Raw genomic sequence first — 15,382 nt, 5'->3', positions numbered from 1 at the left:
CCCGTATTAAAAGCTTGATTTGGAGTAATCTCCGCCAAGCCATTTTTTGCTCAGCTTTTTCAATGTCCCGTCTTTTTCCAGTTCTTTGATGGCTTTATCAACGGCGCGGCTTAATTCGGTATTGCCTTTCCCGAAAATAAAATATACTTTTGTGTCGAGCAGCACGTTTCCGACCGTTTTTTCCTTAATAGAACTCGTCTCGTTTTGAAACTTTACGGCAAAAGGCGCTGCGACCGTGGCATCGGCCCTTCCTGTGCTTAACTGGTGTGCCGGGTCATTGCTTCCCTGTCCGGCATAGACGAGCTTGATCGGATTGCCATGTTCTTTGTTATATTGGGTGATGTAATCCGCAGCATTTGAAGTGGCACCAACGATCACTTTTTTGCCGTATAAATCCTTCAAGGAATGGATGGACTGGTTGTTCTTTAAAACCGTAATGTACATCGGCGAATAATTATAAGGAATTTTATTGAATGTAAACTGTTTTTCCCGTTCTGCATTTTTTGCCATATTGTGCGCGACCATATCGATTTTCTTGGCGGCCAGACTTGTGAGTAAATTGGAAAACTCCATTGTTTTGAATTTAAAGTTGTATTGCGGCAGCTTCTTGTCAATGGCGCGGACCACTTCAACGTCGTAGCCTGTCAAATGCCCTTTTTGATCCAGAAAGCAAATGTTTGGAAACTGTGTGCCTGTTCCGACAATGACTGTTTTCGGGCCTGATTTTGCAGTGCCGGAAGTGGCCGAGCAGCCGGATGCTGCGATAAGCAAGACGGAAAAAATGACAAAAAACCATCGCTTTCTCATACTTGCCCTCCGGCGATAAATACCGGCTGCTCGAGTGAATATCCGAGCACTTTTTCATTAAATAATTCAGGGATTAAAATTTTGCAAAGCAGCGCGCTAAGATCCCCGTCCTCTGATTCCTGGTACCGGCAAGGGTAGTATCCTTTCCGTTTATACATTTCCAACAGCCATGGGTGCTTGCGCGCCGAGGTTCCGAGCGTGACGGCCGGCGCTTTTAATGTCCCACGCAAAATCACTTCTTCTACATACGTCAGCAACCGGTTCCCGTACCCCTTGTTGGCATATGCCGGATCGGTTCCAAACCACCATACAAACGGGTATTGGGAGATGGGTTCTTCCCCTTCCCATGGGAAACGTATGGTAATAGTGGAAATCAGTTTCCCGTCTTTTTCCAGCACATAGGCAGCGTTATTTTGAATATTTTCTGCGATCATCGTATGGTCCGCTCTGGTGGACGGCCATGTAATGCCTAAGTCTTTTATGGATTGAAATGATTTTTTGATCAGCTCGTGAAACGGAACGACATCGTTCAATGTCGCAAGCCGAATGATTTCTTCTCCCATTTTTCCACCCCTTTTTAATGAGAAATGACTGGTGATGCTTCCAGTCTTTGCAAATTTTCTTCAAATTGGCGGAGTGCTCTTTCCAACCGCCTGGCAGCTTCTCTTTCCATTTCAAAGCGCCCATTGTCGGCACGTTTCACTTGATGGTCGATGGTATAGGCGCCTTGTATGATGTGCTGTGCACCCAGTTCTGAAAGGACAGGTTCCAAAGCATATTTGATGGCCAGCACATGTGCCGGTGAGCCGCCCAAAGCCAGCGGCAGCACCACTTTTCCATCAAGGGCGTGCTGCGGCAGCAAATCCAGATAGGTTTTTAAAATGCCGGAAAAAGATGCTTTAAAAATCGGTGTTGTGACGATCACTCCGTCGCTTTCTGCAACAAGTTTGTTGGCCTCTGTAATTTTCCGATCCTTGTAATCTGCCGAAATCAATGCACCGGCAGGCAATTGATGGACGTGGATCACATCGAGGCGGGCACGTGAGCCAAAATAGGATTGTGCATACGCCGCCAGCCCGTTTAGCCGGGATGTGAGAGAATAAGATCCCGAAATCAAAGCAATTTTCTTCATCAAACCCCTCCATTTACTATTCCTATAACGTTAGTAGGAATTGATTGGCTTTATTGTAACTGATTTTTTTATGTTTGGCGAATTGAAAAAATTTTGTTTTTGTATAAAGAAAATTTATAGTTGCAATCGGCTGAATTCATAGTAAAATGGTAAGAATAATAGAAATTACCAGAAGGAGGGGGATCAGGTTGGAAATCCGCGCGATCCAAACGTTTCATTATGTTGTGGCACTTGGCGGTTTTCAAAAGGCCGCAGAGGAATTGAACTATTCCCAGCCTGCGATCACTTTCCGGATCAAACAATTGGAAAAGGATCTCGGGGTAAAATTATTTGAACGGGGGAAGACACTCAAATTAACGAGTGCAGGCAGGATTTTCTACAACCAGTCAAAACAATTGCTGCAGGATTACGAGGCGCTGGATGCTGAAATGTCTCAATTGCGGGCCGGTGCAAGGGATTTTATCCGCATTGGCATCTCAGAACCGTTTGCGAGCCTGAAATTCCCAGCTGTTTTGGCGGATTTTTTGAATCGCCATCCCGAAGTTTCAGTGGATGTGTATGTGGATGATGCGAACGGATGCAGCCAGCGGCTTGAAAAGGGGGAGATTGATTTTGCAGTTTGCGGCGAACCGGAAATAAAGCTTGAAAATTACTATGATCCTTTTTATTCAGATGAACTGGTACTGCTTGTAGGGGCAGCCCATCCGCTGGCAAAGCGCGCAGCCGTTTCGCTGGCAGATTTGCGCGGCGAACGGCTGATTTTTACGCCGGTCAACTGCCCGATCCGAATTCAGATTGAGCAGGCATTGCACCGGAAAATCGGAAATGATTATAAAAAAATGACGGTGACAAGCAGTTCCGCCCATAAATTTTATGTCCAGCAAAACATTGGCATTTCCATCTTAACGAAAACCGCCACCCTGTACACCGTCAGCGGCACAAAAGTGATTCGGATTACAGACGTCGAAATCCATCCGCCGATCGGGATATTGTTAAATGAAAAGCAACAGGGGCTGTCGCAAATTGTAAAAGATTTGATGACGGAAATCCAGCATTCATTTTTCCATTTTCCGACTGAATCGGAAGGGACAGCAAGATAACGGGGTGAAACAGGACAAATATTATGCTTTTTTATCGGAATGATAAAAATATTTTTATGGATAGCCTATTGACGGCGATACAATGATCCATCATAATAACCTATCATATAGATCAGAAAAATAGGAAATCGACCGGACCACCGGAGATGCTAAAGACCCAACGCGCTATTTGGGTATTAGCATCTCTTTTTTTTATGAATCCAATTTATCCTGCTATCCCGGCTTCAAAATATGCTCAAAGCGGATTTTGTTTTGTATTTAGGGCTTGCTGAATAAACAAAAATTCCAGATTTGACAAGGATTTTGGCCACTTTTGTCGAATATAAAGTGTAAGGATTTTATAGGAAACGTGTAAAAAACCTTGCACTTGGAGGCCGTTACGATGTACAAAAAGACTGAACATCAATTAACTTTTGTAGAAGATTTTTTTCTACCATTCGGTGGAAAATTAAATAAAGAAAATCGCTGGGTCCGTCTTGCTGAATTAATCCCTTGGTGGAAGGCTGAAGAAAAGTATGCCAAGTCCTTCAAGAAAAAGTTCAAAGGTGAAAAGGCTTATTCTGTCAGAGTTGCTCTTGGGGCTCTCTATATCAAAGAACGGCTTGGGCTATCTGACCGGGAAACAGTCGAACAGATCACGGAAAACCCGTATCTTCAGTATTTTATCGGGTTGCCTGAATTCCAGGAAAAAGCCCCATTCGATCATTCTCTGATGACTCGTTTTAGAAAACGTTTGGGTGCAAACATCATCAATGAACTGAATGAATGGATTGTTCTGGAAGAACAAGAACGCCAATCGGAAGAAGCATCTAAGGAAAATGACAACGATGATGATCACCATGATGATGACGATCATAGTAGTGGTGATCATCAACCTTCCGGTCCTGCTTCGGAAGAGAATTCAACTGGATCGGCTTCTCCTAAAACGAAGAACAAAGGAAAGCTCATTCTGGACGCAACCTGTGCACCGGCTGATATTGCTTACCCTACTGATCTGGGGCTTTTGAACGAAGCCCGTGAGAAACTGGAACATATCATTGATGTACTGCATGAACCGCACAAAGGAAAATTACCAAAGCCACGGACCTACAGAAAAAGAGCCCGCAGGGACTATCTTTCTGTCGCTAAGCAACGCAAAGCTGGAGCCCGGAAAATCCGGAAAGCTGTCGGCAAACAACTTGGATATGTGAAACGGAATCTGGAGATCATTGGAAATCTCATTTCCCAAAGCTCCCTGTCTCTTTTGAGCAAAGATGAATACCGACAACTCCTCGTGATTCATGAACTTTACCGCCAACAGGCAGAAATGTACAAAAAGAAAACACATCGGATTGACCACCGGATTGTGAGCATTTCCCAGCCGCATGTCCGTCCAATTGTGCGTGGCAAGGCAAAAGCGAACGTGGAATTCGGCTCAAAAGTCGCCATTAGCGTTGTAGATGGCTATGCCTTGATTGAGCAACTCGACTGGGAAAATTACAATGAAGGGATCACCCTTAGAGAATCTATTGAGAACTACTACAACCGGTTCGGATTTTATCCAGAAGCGATTTTAGCAGATAAAATCTACCGAAACCGTGACAACCTAGCATACTGTAAATCTCTTGGCATTCGTCTGAGTGGGCCAAGGTTGGGACGCCCATCCAAAACGGAAGACAAAACCTTAGAACGCGTGGCAAGGCAGGATGCCTCCGAACGTAATGCCGTTGAAAGCAAATTTGGCGAAGGCAAGCGCAAGTATGGGCTAGGCCTTATTCGAGCACGCCTTCAGGAGACCAGTGAAACAGTAGTAGCCCTTCAATTCCTTATAATGAATCTGGAGCGGAAGCTCAGGGTTCTTTTTTTGAAATTTTTGTACAACACTATTTTATATTTTAATAACCGTAATTTGGCTTGTATCTGACAGAATCTGATTCGTTCAGCAAGCCCTATTTACTGCCGGGTTGGACAAAAGACTTGAAATGGAGGAAAACAAAATGAGTGAAGCCGTTATCAAGGGGAATATTAAAAAATCAATCACAGAGCTTGTTGGACGGACGCCTTTGTTGGAGATTACCAATTATGAACAGGAAAAACAGCTGGAAGCCGAGATTGTTTGCAAGCTTGAGTATCTTAATCCCGCAAACAGCATTAAAGACAGGATTGCAAAAGCGATGATCGAGGATGCGGAGAAAAAAGGATTTTTAGAAGAGGGGGCGACGATCCTTGAAACAACAAGCGGCAATACGGGTATCGGATTGGCAGCTATTGCAGCTTCAAAAGGGTATAAACTTAGAATTTACATGCAGGATGGGGTGAGTGAGGAAAGGACAAAAGTGGTGAAAGCGTACGGAACAGAAGTTATCCCCTTTTCAGAAGTACCAGAAGTTGCCGAAGCCATTGAGAAAACGGAGGGTGATTTTGTTGAGGTCACGAAAGTTTTTCAAAAAGTGGTGGTGGACCAAGAGGAAAATGCCGTATTTCTGAATCAGCTTGAAAATGAAGCAAATCCAAGGATTCATTGGGAAACAACCGGCCCGGAAATTTGGGAAGACACAGGGGGAGATATTGATATTCTTGTGGCAGCCATAGGAACAGGCGGCACCATCAGCGGCACGGGAGCTTATTTAAAATCGAAAAATCCGTGTGTCAAAATTGTCGGAGTGGAGCCGGGGGTGGCTTCCATCGCGACTTTGGAAAATCCCGATATTGAAGAAATTACAGGTGTGCACAGGTTTTCTGATGTAGAGGAAAAGCGGGTACCGGTAAATGTCCATATGGAAGTCATTGATGAAGTGATCGAGGTAGAGACATTCGAAGCATATGAAGCGGCGAGGACTGTCGCAAAATCAGATGGCATTTTGGTTGGCACTTCCTCAGGGGCAGCCATTTTTGCCGCAACACAGCTGGCGAGGCGCCCGGAAAATAAAGGAAAGCGCATTGTTGCCATTCTGCCGGATACCGGGCTGAGATATTTATCGACAGATTTGTTTGATTAATTTTCGAAACGTAATACAGCCTGTTGCAAAATTTCTCATTGATGCATGCGGCATTCTTTATCATCACACCATTTGCTATATGCTGTCTGAGATCTTCGGCGAGAAAACATTCCTGTCGCGGCAGAAAAAGTAAACCGCTGCTTCCGCAATGTTCATCTTTCGCATATTTGTTTTTTCAATTCCCATACTAAAGGCAAGGAGGGATGAACATGCCAAAACGGAAGCATGATGCGGAACAAAAGAACAAAGAAGGCTTTGACTCGGCTAGGACTGATTCCGAGTATTCAAGGGAATTGCAGCAGCTGGGCGATGGGGCAGGCAGCGCGGCGGCCAACCGTATGCACAAAGAAAAAGCAAAAAAGATGAAATCATCCAAAAACCAGGGAGAATGGAAAGGCATGCATTGAAAACGGGTCTTCACTCTTTAGGAGTGAGGGCTTTTCTTTTGGGGTTTGATGTTCCAGCCGTCAAAAGTAGGTGTATAAGTGCGCCCTTGCTATTTTTTTGCCGGGAATATTCTGGCCCGAGCCTGAGAGCTGGTTTCGGTTCAAGGATTTTTCATGGCCAGATGGTTTGAGATTTTCGTTCAGAGTGCTATGATCAGAAAAAGAGGAGATGCTGCCATGATGACTGCGGCCATTCCGACATTGAAGAGACGGTCCATTGGTCTGAATGTTTTTCACCTTGATTTTACATTGGAAAGCCCGTCCAATTAACCTTCAAAAAACCACATTCAAATGCCAAGGTCCTGTTACGGTTTTGAAGGCAAGTAAGAATTTTACGTACATAATTCTTTATGATATGAGAATAGGGAGGCAATGTATTCATGCATTATGTCAGGCTCTTAAATACAAGAGATGTTGAGTTTTATGAAATATATCAGGCGTATTGCGGGGATTCTCTAGGATATATCTTAATTATTGATACAAGAAAACCTTCTAAATTTACTGATAATCCAATTATTTCAAAAGTGGAAGAGGAAGAAGAATTTGAAAGTGCATCGAATTTCATTAAAGTGATTATTATTACGAGGGAAGAGCAGAGTGAGCAATTCAAGGAGGAAGTTCATTTATTTGTTTCTGGTTTAATTGAAACAAAGCCTGATTGTTCATTTTTTATGGATATCATCGTCTCAGACAAAGAACCTACATATGATTATCCGTTTGATATGGTGCCTATTGTTGATTATATTAAGCCTTTTCTTAAAGGAGTTAACGATAACATAGATTTTAGTTCCTTGACTAACGAAAAGTTTAACTATTTGTCGCAGGATTAAGTATTAATTTATAGTTGGGAAAGGGCATCAAAATTAATAATTAATCGGGAAATTTGAGAAAAAAGATAAATGACTTTATGATGTCTTCAAGGGGTTGAGTTGATGGACTTCAAATTGGAATATATGAAAACCACAGATCTGGAAAGGTAAAGAAGGGATTTTCGGTATTGTTTTTTCAAATGAAAATGCAGGTGAAAATAAAATTTTTTCATTGATTGAAATCCATTTTTGATATACATAGAAGCAAATTCTGACTCATAAAGAGGGCTTAATAGCACGCAGCAATCAACTTTGAAGACATCAATATGGTTCCTGCCACAGTCCAACCAACTCCTTCAGGTTAAATATTTTTCTTCCCAACGTTCCCGTTTTGTAGTTGGATCTAGTTGGGAAAGGTCATCATCATAATTAGGGCTTGCTGAATAAACAAAAATTCCAGATTTGACAAGGATTTTGGCCACTTTTGTCGAATATAAAGTGTAAGGATTTTATAGGAAACGTGTAAAAAACCTTGCACTTGGAGGCCGTTACGATGTACAAAAAGACTGAACATCAATTAACTTTTGTAGAAGATTTTTTTCTACCATTCGGTGGAAAATTAAATAAAGAAAATCGCTGGGTCCGTCTTGCTGAATTAATCCCTTGGTGGAAGGCTGAAGAAAAGTATGCCAAGTCCTTCAAGAAAAAGTTCAAAGGTGAAAAGGCTTATTCTGTCAGAGTTGCTCTTGGGGCTCTCTATATCAAAGAACGGCTTGGGCTATCTGACCGGGAAACAGTCGAACAGATCACGGAAAACCCGTATCTTCAGTATTTTATCGGGTTGCCTGAATTCCAGGAAAAAGCCCCATTCGATCATTCTCTGATGACTCGTTTTAGAAAACGTTTGGGTGCAAACATCATCAATGAACTGAATGAATGGATTGTTCTGGAAGAACAAGAACGCCAATCGGAAGAAGCATCTAAGGAAAATGACAACGATGATGATCACCATGATGATGACGATCATAGTAGTGGTGATCATCAACCTTCCGGTCCTGCTTCGGAAGAGAATTCAACTGGATCGGCTTCTCCTAAAACGAAGAACAAAGGAAAGCTCATTCTGGACGCAACCTGTGCACCGGCTGATATTGCTTACCCTACTGATCTGGGGCTTTTGAACGAAGCCCGTGAGAAACTGGAACATATCATTGATGTACTGCATGAACCGCACAAAGGAAAATTACCAAAGCCACGGACCTACAGAAAAAGAGCCCGCAGGGACTATCTTTCTGTCGCTAAGCAACGCAAAGCTGGAGCCCGGAAAATCCGGAAAGCTGTCGGCAAACAACTTGGATATGTGAAACGGAATCTGGAGATCATTGGAAATCTCATTTCCCAAAGCTCCCTGTCTCTTTTGAGCAAAGATGAATACCGACAACTCCTCGTGATTCATGAACTTTACCGCCAACAGGCAGAAATGTACAAAAAGAAAACACATCGGATTGACCACCGGATTGTGAGCATTTCCCAGCCGCATGTCCGTCCAATTGTGCGTGGCAAGGCAAAAGCGAACGTGGAATTCGGCTCAAAAGTCGCCATTAGCGTTGTAGATGGCTATGCCTTGATTGAGCAACTCGACTGGGAAAATTACAATGAAGGGATCACCCTTAGAGAATCTATTGAGAACTACTACAACCGGTTCGGATTTTATCCAGAAGCGATTTTAGCAGATAAAATCTACCGAAACCGTGACAACCTAGCATACTGTAAATCTCTTGGCATTCGTCTGAGTGGGCCAAGGTTGGGACGCCCATCCAAAACGGAAGACAAAACCTTAGAACGCGTGGCAAGGCAGGATGCCTCCGAACGTAATGCCGTTGAAAGCAAATTTGGCGAAGGCAAGCGCAAGTATGGGCTAGGCCTTATTCGAGCACGCCTTCAGGAGACCAGTGAAACAGTAGTAGCCCTTCAATTCCTTATAATGAATCTGGAGCGGAAGCTCAGGGTTCTTTTTTTGAAATTTTTGTACAACACTATTTTATATTTTAATAACCGTAATTTGGCTTGTATCTGACAGAATCTGATTCGTTCAGCAAGCCCTAATTATACCTGAATTATTCACAGAAATTCAGAAACTTATTATAACTTATGGATTACCAAGCCTTTTCGGCTTTATTGTAATTCATTAAAAAAATGAAAAAAGAATCCATTTCTGTTAAAGTTAAAGTAACCAAAACAAAAACCAAACAGAAAGGACTCTTTATATGGTTACTTTAACGCAAAAAACACTTGATTTCAATCATAAAATTAAATTGTCAAATGATGGAGGTTCTCTTTCCTCCGATACAGGTGAGTTTCTTTTTAGAGAATTCGATGAAAAAATTGGTTTTTCAAAGACTTTAGTTAAGTACTTGAGACTTAACGATTCAAGGAAATATTATCTTCATTCAAATGAAAACTTGTTACGTCAAAAAGTCTATCAAATCATTGCCGGGTATGCGGAAGATGATGCGGCTGATCAGTTGACTCATGATCCTGTGTTTAAGGAAATCATTGAAACTCCAACACTTGCTTCCCAGCCCAGTTCAGCTCTGAGGAGTAAAAATTTTTCGTGATAATTTAACTATTCCCCCCCAAAAATGCGGCTAAATATGTAATAATTTAAATAATTAGAGCTTGCTGGACGAATATTTTGGCATGGCTTAGTGACAAGTCGAATACAAGCTAAAATTTGATTCGTTCAGCAAGCCCTAATTAAACTTGGCTGTTTTGAGGGGGTTTTTATTTTGGTTACTAGAAAAGAAAAAAGAAATCGTGAAAAAGAAGCAAATTATTTTTTCGAGTTCCTTAAAATTCAGAAGCATTTTTTCAAAGACCTGATGAATAACCTAAAAAAGGTAGCAGACCACCGACATCAAAGCTATATCACTTATGGTCCAGAGGTCCTTTTATTTACGATGATGTTGAAAAATATGACCGGCCTAAAATCCATGAGAAACATGAGTGAGAGTTTTAATAAAGAAGAATGTATTAAAAATGTAGGGAAGGTGTTAGGCTTAGATTCTCTTGAAGAACTTCCACATTATGATACAATTAACGACTTTTTATCTGGCTTAGATGTAAATGAATTAGAAAAAATTAGAACGTATATGATTAAAGAATTATTGAAAAAAAGGTCTCTCGAGTCTTATCGAATTGAAGGAAAGTACTGGGGTGTCATCATTGATGGAACTGGATTACACACCTTTCATGAGAAACATTGTAAACACTGCCTGAGACGGGCATATACAAATAAAGAAACAGGAGAAACGAACGTACTTTATATGCACCATGTACTTGAAGCCAAGCTTGTCGTGGGGGATATGGTCTTCAGTATTGCCTCCGAATTTATCGAAAATGAATCAGAAAATGTTTCTAAGCAAGATTGTGAATTAAAAGCCTTCGACAGGCTGGCAAAGAAAATAAAAAAAATATTTAAAAGACTACCGATTTGTATCTTGGGAGATAGTCTCTATGCATGTGAAACGGTATTTAATCTGTGCAGGGCGCACAAATGGAAATATATATGCAGATTTAAGGAAGGGAGAATTAAAAGTATCTCGACGGAGTTTAAGGCAATAAAAGAGCTGGAACAAAGTAAGGATCAGAATTCATTAGTTTGGGTGAATGATATTGCCTACAAAGACAGAACGGTCAATCTGATGGAGGCCACAATGAAAACAGAGGATGGGAAATCGAAAGAGTATGTATTTATAACGGATATTAAAATCACGAAAAAGAACGTGGAACGACTCATCGCTGCAGGAAGAAGCCGCTGGAAGATTGAAAATCAAGGATTTAACGAACAAAAAAATAATCGTTACAATATAGAACATGCCAATAGCCAAAACTACACAGCCATGAAAAATCATTATTTATTAGTTCAAATAACAGATATTATTAGACAGCTGTTTGAAAAAGGTTCGTCAATCTTAAAAGCACTCAAAAAAACGGCAAAAGAAAAATCCTCAAATCTGTTGGAATCGTTTCGGACACGCATTTTAACAGACGAGGATTTCACCCATTTAAGTAAGCCAATACAAGTAAGGTTTACTTAATGGTTATATTATAGCAAAGGATGTGATGTAAAAAAAGGTTTTTTTGAAGTTATCCACAATTTTAAAAAAGAAATTTGCAAATTCGGCTCTTTTTGACTTTGAAAGCAGAAAAAATAGATGGAAAAATTTTCTAAATGTGGATAAGTCATTTTATCATAAAACATCTAAAAATTGATGAATTTACTCTTCAGAACTGCAGCCCAGTTTGTCTCGCTTTTATACACGATTTGATAAAGATTCAATTGAACAATTAAATCTGGCTAACCAAGAAATGCTTGATAAGATTCATTGTTTTCGACAATCGAAAGAGTTATTTATCGACTTGGATTCGACTCATTCGGATACATATGGGGACCAAGAATCTTCGTCATATAATACTCATTATGGCACGATGGGTTTTCATCCATTAGTCGCCTTTGATGGTGCGACTGGTGACTTTTTGAAAGCACAACTCCGTCCCGGAAATGTTTATACATCAAATGGTGTGGTGGAATTTATTCGGCCTCTCATTAAACATTATAACGAAATGTTTCCGGAAACTACCCTGTTTCTTCGTGGAGATAGCGGGTTTGCTGTTCCGGGATTATACGATCTGTGTGAAGAAGAATCTGTTTTGTATATTATTCGGTTGAAATCGAATTCACAACTACAAAGTTTAGCGAAGGAATACCATCCTTCTTCCGCACCTTTAGATGTTTCCAAGACGGAAACCTATTATGAAGAAACGATTTACCAAGCAAAATCATGGTCAAAACCAAGAAGGGTGATTATTCAATCGGTACGTCCTGCAGGTGAGCTGTTCTTTACCCATTCCTTTTTTGTTACTAACTTTGAATTAGCTTTTCCTCAAGATATCGTCCGAGCTTATCAAAAAAGAGGGACGATGGAAAACTATATCAAAGAAGCAAAAAATGGCTTTTACTTTGATCATATGAATAGCCACGCTTTTCTAGTGAACGAAGTAAAAATGATGTTAACACTTCTTGCATATAATTTGACCAATTGGTTACGAACTCTTTGTTTTCCGGAAGGTCAAAAAACTATGCAAATTGATACGATACGTACTCGGTTAATTAAAGCGGCAAGTAAAGTCGTGAAATCAGGCAGATCCCTTTACTTCAAACTATCATCGAGTTTTGTGTATCAAAATTTCTTTTGGGATGTACTGAATCGAATTCAAAAGCTACAATTGGAATGACCAATAGAATACTTCTCATAACTGAAAAAAATAAATTTTTCAGTCAAGGGGCAAGTATGCCCAAAATACCAGAGTTGTTCTATTGAAAATTCAGTTATTTTATGAATTGGCTACGGTTCTTAATTAAATACCGTTATTTTCAACTAATTTAACAAAATTTATCAAATGGGATTTGTAGCTATGAATATTTCAGGTTATATTGTATTTTCATTTCCCCGGTATGCTTGAGAATATAGGTGAAACAGGTCCACTGCTCTTGTTCTTGTTGATGAAACTCATTCCATAATTGTTCACAGCAATCAAATAATTGATCTTCTAAGCTTCCAAAGTTTCGGGAATCTACAATATACTGATCCACGATATCCAGACTATAAACAGGGATGTTGGAACCTAATGGATAAAAATAAAAAAACACTTGTCCATATCCTTCTCTCATTTCTGCGTATAATAAAACTTTCTCCCAATCCTCTGGTATCATAGCGTTTAAAATGTAAGCTATGTGTTGATAAATGGTTTCCATATTTGAAGTTTCCATCATTATTTACTCCTGGTCTCTGTATAGTGTATTAAGCTGGCCTTATCTTTCCTTCCATTCATTTTATATTCTATTTCAAATCTGTGTGGCCTGAGAGCGTCACCTTTCTATATCGGTTTAATTCTAACTTCTACAATTTGCTCCTTTGCCAGAGCTGTTTTCTAGTGTTTTGTATTCACTACGATTCAGTCTGGCATCCATTGGCACTAAATTATTAATCTCTCCGGAGCCTTCAAAAATACTGGCAATGAAAAGCCCGCCATCGTCATTGCAAGTCTATCATCACCGCGGTCGATTCTTTGTGTGTAGGTTTTTTGTTTAGCATTGCTGATGGCGATGCAATTGAAAAACAAAGAAGATGCGCCTGCGTAAACGGCCAATGTCCACAGCGGGATCATATGAAATAAAAAGCAGTCTGGCTGATCGGATTGAATGTATCGCCTGTTTAAACTGTGAAATACAAAGACTCGGTTTCCGCCGCACGCTTGCAATACCGACATATTACCAACATTTGTTAAATTTTCTTCACCGAATCAGGTTACAGGATATTTATTTCCATTTATTATGATGCTGTTTGCTTCAATTAATAATAATGCATCCCATATTTCCAACGCAAAATTAGCATTAGAATAATATTGATTTACCCAATCCTCTTTTATTGATGAGGGTTTAATTTCTCCTATTCCCCCCATATAAAAGTCAATTGACGTTAATTCTAAATAGTCATCTTCCTCGACATTAGCTTTTATATTAAGTCTTTCATCACCAGTATTTTCAACGAAATACCATGCTGTTACTCCTTCAAAAACCACTTTATACTTATTTTCATAACCGTTATCTATTGTTTTTAACTCGAAACTAATAGTGTTTTTCAAGATGTCAAATTCATAACTTTCAATAATCGCAGCCCACATTTCGTTAAGTAAATCGAATAATCTATTCTTCATATTATCACTTTCCTTTATATGATAAATAAGATTCGAAAGTTTTTTCGTTTCCCTCAAAGTGCAGAACTTCGCACCGCTTTTGGCATCGACATGGATGATCTGCCTTATTTTTTCCAGTGTGGGTATGACGCCATCCTGAATAAGTTTTCCCAATTGCTGCTTCGGCCTTCCAGTATAATTTTCTTGTTGGCACTGATATGCAGTCTTTACTAAAAAGAACAACTTATAAAATTCAATTTATGGCAAGTATTTTTCTTCCCATTGTTTTCTTTTTGAGGTTGGGTCGATCTCTGATAAGTCATTATATTGATAATGAACTTTCATTTTTCCGTTGTTATCGAGAATGAAAGTTAAACTTGTCCATTCTTCCTGTTGTTGTACGCCAAATTCATGCCATAACTCCTCACAATAATCATATAATTGGTTTTCTAACTCACTGTATCTTTGAATATCTAAATTAAATTTTTCTTCTATTTTTAAACTGTAAATAGGCTTTTTTGAATTTATCGGATAGTAATAAAAGAAAATGTGAGCATACCCCTCCCTTATTTCTGCATATAGAAGAATCCTAGACCATTCTTCAGGTAGCATATCATTTAAAACGTTTGCTATGTTTTGGTAAATGTTTTCCATGTTTTCCGTGTTCATTTTTCTTCTCCCCCAGCATCATCTTTTAATCTAACTTTTTCCAACTTGTTGGCTTGCTCATCGACCGGCCTTTCAAACCTGATACCAATCGCTCATGGTTTCCTTCATGACATGAACAGCCTTTTTGACTCTAATTTCATTCTTCCATATGTCTTCACGACTGTTTTCGTCATTGATTTACTTCTAGTATCAAGGATTGTGATAACGCTGTCAATTTTGTGACGTTGGTAAGCAGAAGGGGGGACGAAGATTGCGGAAGTGTGTATTTTTATAGGTAAATTTATGTTTGTTCAGTAGATATTTTCCAAATGTAGGTAAAGAAGGGATTTTCGGTATTGTTTTTTCGAATGAAAAGACAGGTGAAAATAAAATTTTCCCCATTGATTGAAATCCATTTTTGATATATTTGATATAATAGAAGCAAATTCAACCTGACTCATAAAATGGGCTTAAGCCACGCAGTAATCAACTTTGAAGAAAAAGGATGGTCGGCAGCGAACAAGCTACGTACCAATATGGACGCCGCTGAATAGAAGCACGTTGTTTTGGGACTACTCTTTTTAAAATATATATTGGACACGTTTTAGGGAAAATTGGAAGAACTGACGGAATCTGATCAAGACTTTGTCAAATACCGTAACGCCTATACAGCAGCAATGGAAATATAGGCAATACTAAGGGAAAA

General features: G+C 39.8%; 14 protein-coding genes and 3 pseudogenes. 10 read left to right on the top strand and 7 right to left on the bottom strand.

Features of this window, described 5'->3' with window-relative positions; genetic code table 11:
* Nucleotides 1–6: 6 nt before the first annotated feature.
* The 3 genes from OF158_RS14805 to ssuE are packed head-to-tail and all read right to left on the bottom strand — an operon-like array spanning nucleotide 7 to nucleotide 1,939.
* A complete protein-coding gene (locus OF158_RS14805; RefSeq protein ID WP_017551170.1) occupies nucleotides 7–807 on the bottom strand; it encodes an amino acid ABC transporter substrate-binding protein in 801 nt (266 codons plus the stop codon).
* On the bottom strand, nucleotides 804–1,370 hold the full coding sequence (locus OF158_RS14800) for a GNAT family N-acetyltransferase (protein ID WP_035183480.1): 567 nt from the start codon (nucleotides 1,368–1,370) through the stop codon (nucleotides 804–806). Before OF158_RS14800 ends, OF158_RS14805 begins: the two co-directional genes overlap by 4 nt.
* A 14-nt stretch (nucleotides 1,371–1,384) precedes the next feature.
* The gene (gene ssuE, locus OF158_RS14795) at nucleotides 1,385–1,939 is read right to left on the bottom strand and encodes an NADPH-dependent FMN reductase (RefSeq protein WP_035183483.1); all 555 of its coding nucleotides are present in this window, start codon (nucleotides 1,937–1,939) and stop codon (nucleotides 1,385–1,387) included.
* A gap of 188 nt (nucleotides 1,940–2,127) precedes the next feature.
* Here ssuE and OF158_RS14790 point away from each other — a divergent pair, with 188 nt between their 5' ends.
* The 9 genes and pseudogenes from OF158_RS14790 to OF158_RS14750 all read left to right on the top strand — a co-directional run.
* A complete protein-coding gene (locus tag OF158_RS14790; RefSeq protein WP_017551167.1) occupies nucleotides 2,128–3,039 on the top strand; it encodes a LysR family transcriptional regulator in 912 nt (303 codons plus the stop codon).
* A gap of 382 nt (nucleotides 3,040–3,421) precedes the next feature.
* Nucleotides 3,422–4,942 (top strand): IS5-like element ISBco3 family transposase, encoded by a 1,521-nt coding sequence (locus OF158_RS14785; protein WP_043052461.1) that lies wholly within the window; start codon nucleotides 3,422–3,424, stop codon nucleotides 4,940–4,942.
* Nucleotides 4,943–5,015: 73 nt separating this feature from the next.
* Nucleotides 5,016–6,017: a PLP-dependent cysteine synthase family protein gene (locus tag OF158_RS14780; protein WP_017551166.1), complete on the top strand. Its 1,002-nt coding sequence runs from the start codon at nucleotides 5,016–5,018 to the stop codon at nucleotides 6,015–6,017.
* Nucleotides 6,018–6,226: 209 nt separating this feature from the next.
* On the top strand, nucleotides 6,227–6,424 hold the full coding sequence (locus OF158_RS14775) for a hypothetical protein (protein ID WP_017551165.1): 198 nt from the start codon (nucleotides 6,227–6,229) through the stop codon (nucleotides 6,422–6,424).
* A 419-nt stretch (nucleotides 6,425–6,843) separates the two neighbouring features.
* Nucleotides 6,844–7,293 carry a hypothetical protein gene (locus OF158_RS14770; protein ID WP_017551163.1) on the top strand — a complete coding sequence of 150 codons (450 nt, stop codon included), beginning with the start codon at nucleotides 6,844–6,846 and terminating at the stop codon, nucleotides 7,291–7,293.
* A gap of 532 nt (nucleotides 7,294–7,825) precedes the next feature.
* On the top strand, nucleotides 7,826–9,346 hold the full coding sequence (locus tag OF158_RS14765) for an IS5-like element ISBco3 family transposase (protein ID WP_043052461.1): 1,521 nt from the start codon (nucleotides 7,826–7,828) through the stop codon (nucleotides 9,344–9,346).
* 190 nt (nucleotides 9,347–9,536) lie between these two features.
* A pseudogene (locus OF158_RS14760) lies at nucleotides 9,537–9,857 on the top strand (transposase); the annotation flags it as partial.
* A gap of 201 nt (nucleotides 9,858–10,058) precedes the next feature.
* Complete coding sequence (locus OF158_RS14755; protein ID WP_013858128.1) at nucleotides 10,059–11,369, top strand: transposase; 1,311 nt, start codon at nucleotides 10,059–10,061, stop codon at nucleotides 11,367–11,369.
* 196 nt (nucleotides 11,370–11,565) lie between these two features.
* Nucleotides 11,566–12,567, top strand: a pseudogene (locus OF158_RS14750) (IS1380-like element ISBco1 family transposase); the annotation flags it as partial.
* 178 nt (nucleotides 12,568–12,745) lie between these two features.
* On the opposite strand, the gene OF158_RS14745 reads toward OF158_RS14750, so the two are convergent.
* The 4 genes from OF158_RS14745 to OF158_RS14730 all read right to left on the bottom strand — a co-directional run bounded on the left by OF158_RS14745 (nucleotide 12,746) and on the right by OF158_RS14730 (nucleotide 14,697).
* Nucleotides 12,746–13,102, bottom strand: coding sequence for an immunity protein YezG family protein (locus tag OF158_RS14745; protein ID WP_035183541.1), 357 nt, complete (start codon nucleotides 13,100–13,102; stop codon nucleotides 12,746–12,748).
* A 123-nt stretch (nucleotides 13,103–13,225) separates the two neighbouring features.
* A complete protein-coding gene (locus tag OF158_RS14740) occupies nucleotides 13,226–13,321 on the bottom strand; it encodes a DNA/RNA non-specific endonuclease (RefSeq protein WP_235221900.1) in 96 nt (31 codons plus the stop codon).
* A gap of 314 nt (nucleotides 13,322–13,635) precedes the next feature.
* Nucleotides 13,636–14,202, bottom strand: a complete 567-nt coding sequence (locus OF158_RS14735; RefSeq protein WP_225620922.1) for a YxiG family protein — start codon at nucleotides 14,200–14,202, stop codon at nucleotides 13,636–13,638.
* Between the two features lie 84 nt (nucleotides 14,203–14,286).
* Nucleotides 14,287–14,697: an immunity protein YezG family protein gene (locus tag OF158_RS14730; RefSeq protein WP_017551160.1), complete on the bottom strand. Its 411-nt coding sequence runs from the start codon at nucleotides 14,695–14,697 to the stop codon at nucleotides 14,287–14,289.
* Between the two features lie 443 nt (nucleotides 14,698–15,140).
* Here OF158_RS14730 and OF158_RS17660 point away from each other — a divergent pair.
* Nucleotides 15,141–15,281 (top strand): annotated as a pseudogene (locus OF158_RS17660) (type I restriction-modification system subunit M N-terminal domain-containing protein); the annotation flags it as partial.
* Nucleotides 15,282–15,382: the final 101 nt, after the last annotated feature.

Origin of the sequence: Weizmannia sp. WK01, from assembly GCF_025905465.1 — a bacterium.
GTDB classification, from domain to species: domain Bacteria; phylum Bacillota; class Bacilli; order Bacillales; family Bacillaceae_C; genus Weizmannia; species Weizmannia faecalis.
The sequence above is the reverse complement of the archived record's forward strand: the minus strand, read 5'-3'. Positions and strand labels throughout refer to the sequence as shown.

What these genes read in the sequence shown, in the direction of transcription:
- OF158_RS14805 (WP_017551170.1), bottom strand. Translation starts at nt 807, where the DNA reads ATGAGAAAGCGATGGTTTTTTGTCATTTTTTCCGTCTTGCTTATCGCA.
- OF158_RS14800 (WP_035183480.1), bottom strand. Translation starts at nt 1,370, where the DNA reads ATGGGAGAAGAAATCATTCGGCTTGCGACATTGAACGATGTCGTTCCG.
- ssuE (WP_035183483.1), bottom strand. Translation starts at nt 1,939, where the DNA reads ATGAAGAAAATTGCTTTGATTTCGGGATCTTATTCTCTCACATCCCGG.
- OF158_RS14785 (WP_043052461.1), top strand. Translation starts at nt 3,422, where the DNA reads ATGTACAAAAAGACTGAACATCAATTAACTTTTGTAGAAGATTTTTTT.
- OF158_RS14780 (WP_017551166.1), top strand. Translation starts at nt 5,016, where the DNA reads ATGAGTGAAGCCGTTATCAAGGGGAATATTAAAAAATCAATCACAGAG.
- OF158_RS14775 (WP_017551165.1), top strand. Translation starts at nt 6,227, where the DNA reads ATGCCAAAACGGAAGCATGATGCGGAACAAAAGAACAAAGAAGGCTTT.
- OF158_RS14770 (WP_017551163.1), top strand. Translation starts at nt 6,844, where the DNA reads ATGCATTATGTCAGGCTCTTAAATACAAGAGATGTTGAGTTTTATGAA.
- OF158_RS14765 (WP_043052461.1), top strand. Translation starts at nt 7,826, where the DNA reads ATGTACAAAAAGACTGAACATCAATTAACTTTTGTAGAAGATTTTTTT.
- OF158_RS14745 (WP_035183541.1), bottom strand. Translation starts at nt 13,102, where the DNA reads ATGGAAACTTCAAATATGGAAACCATTTATCAACACATAGCTTACATT.
- OF158_RS14730 (WP_017551160.1), bottom strand. Translation starts at nt 14,697, where the DNA reads ATGAACACGGAAAACATGGAAAACATTTACCAAAACATAGCAAACGTT.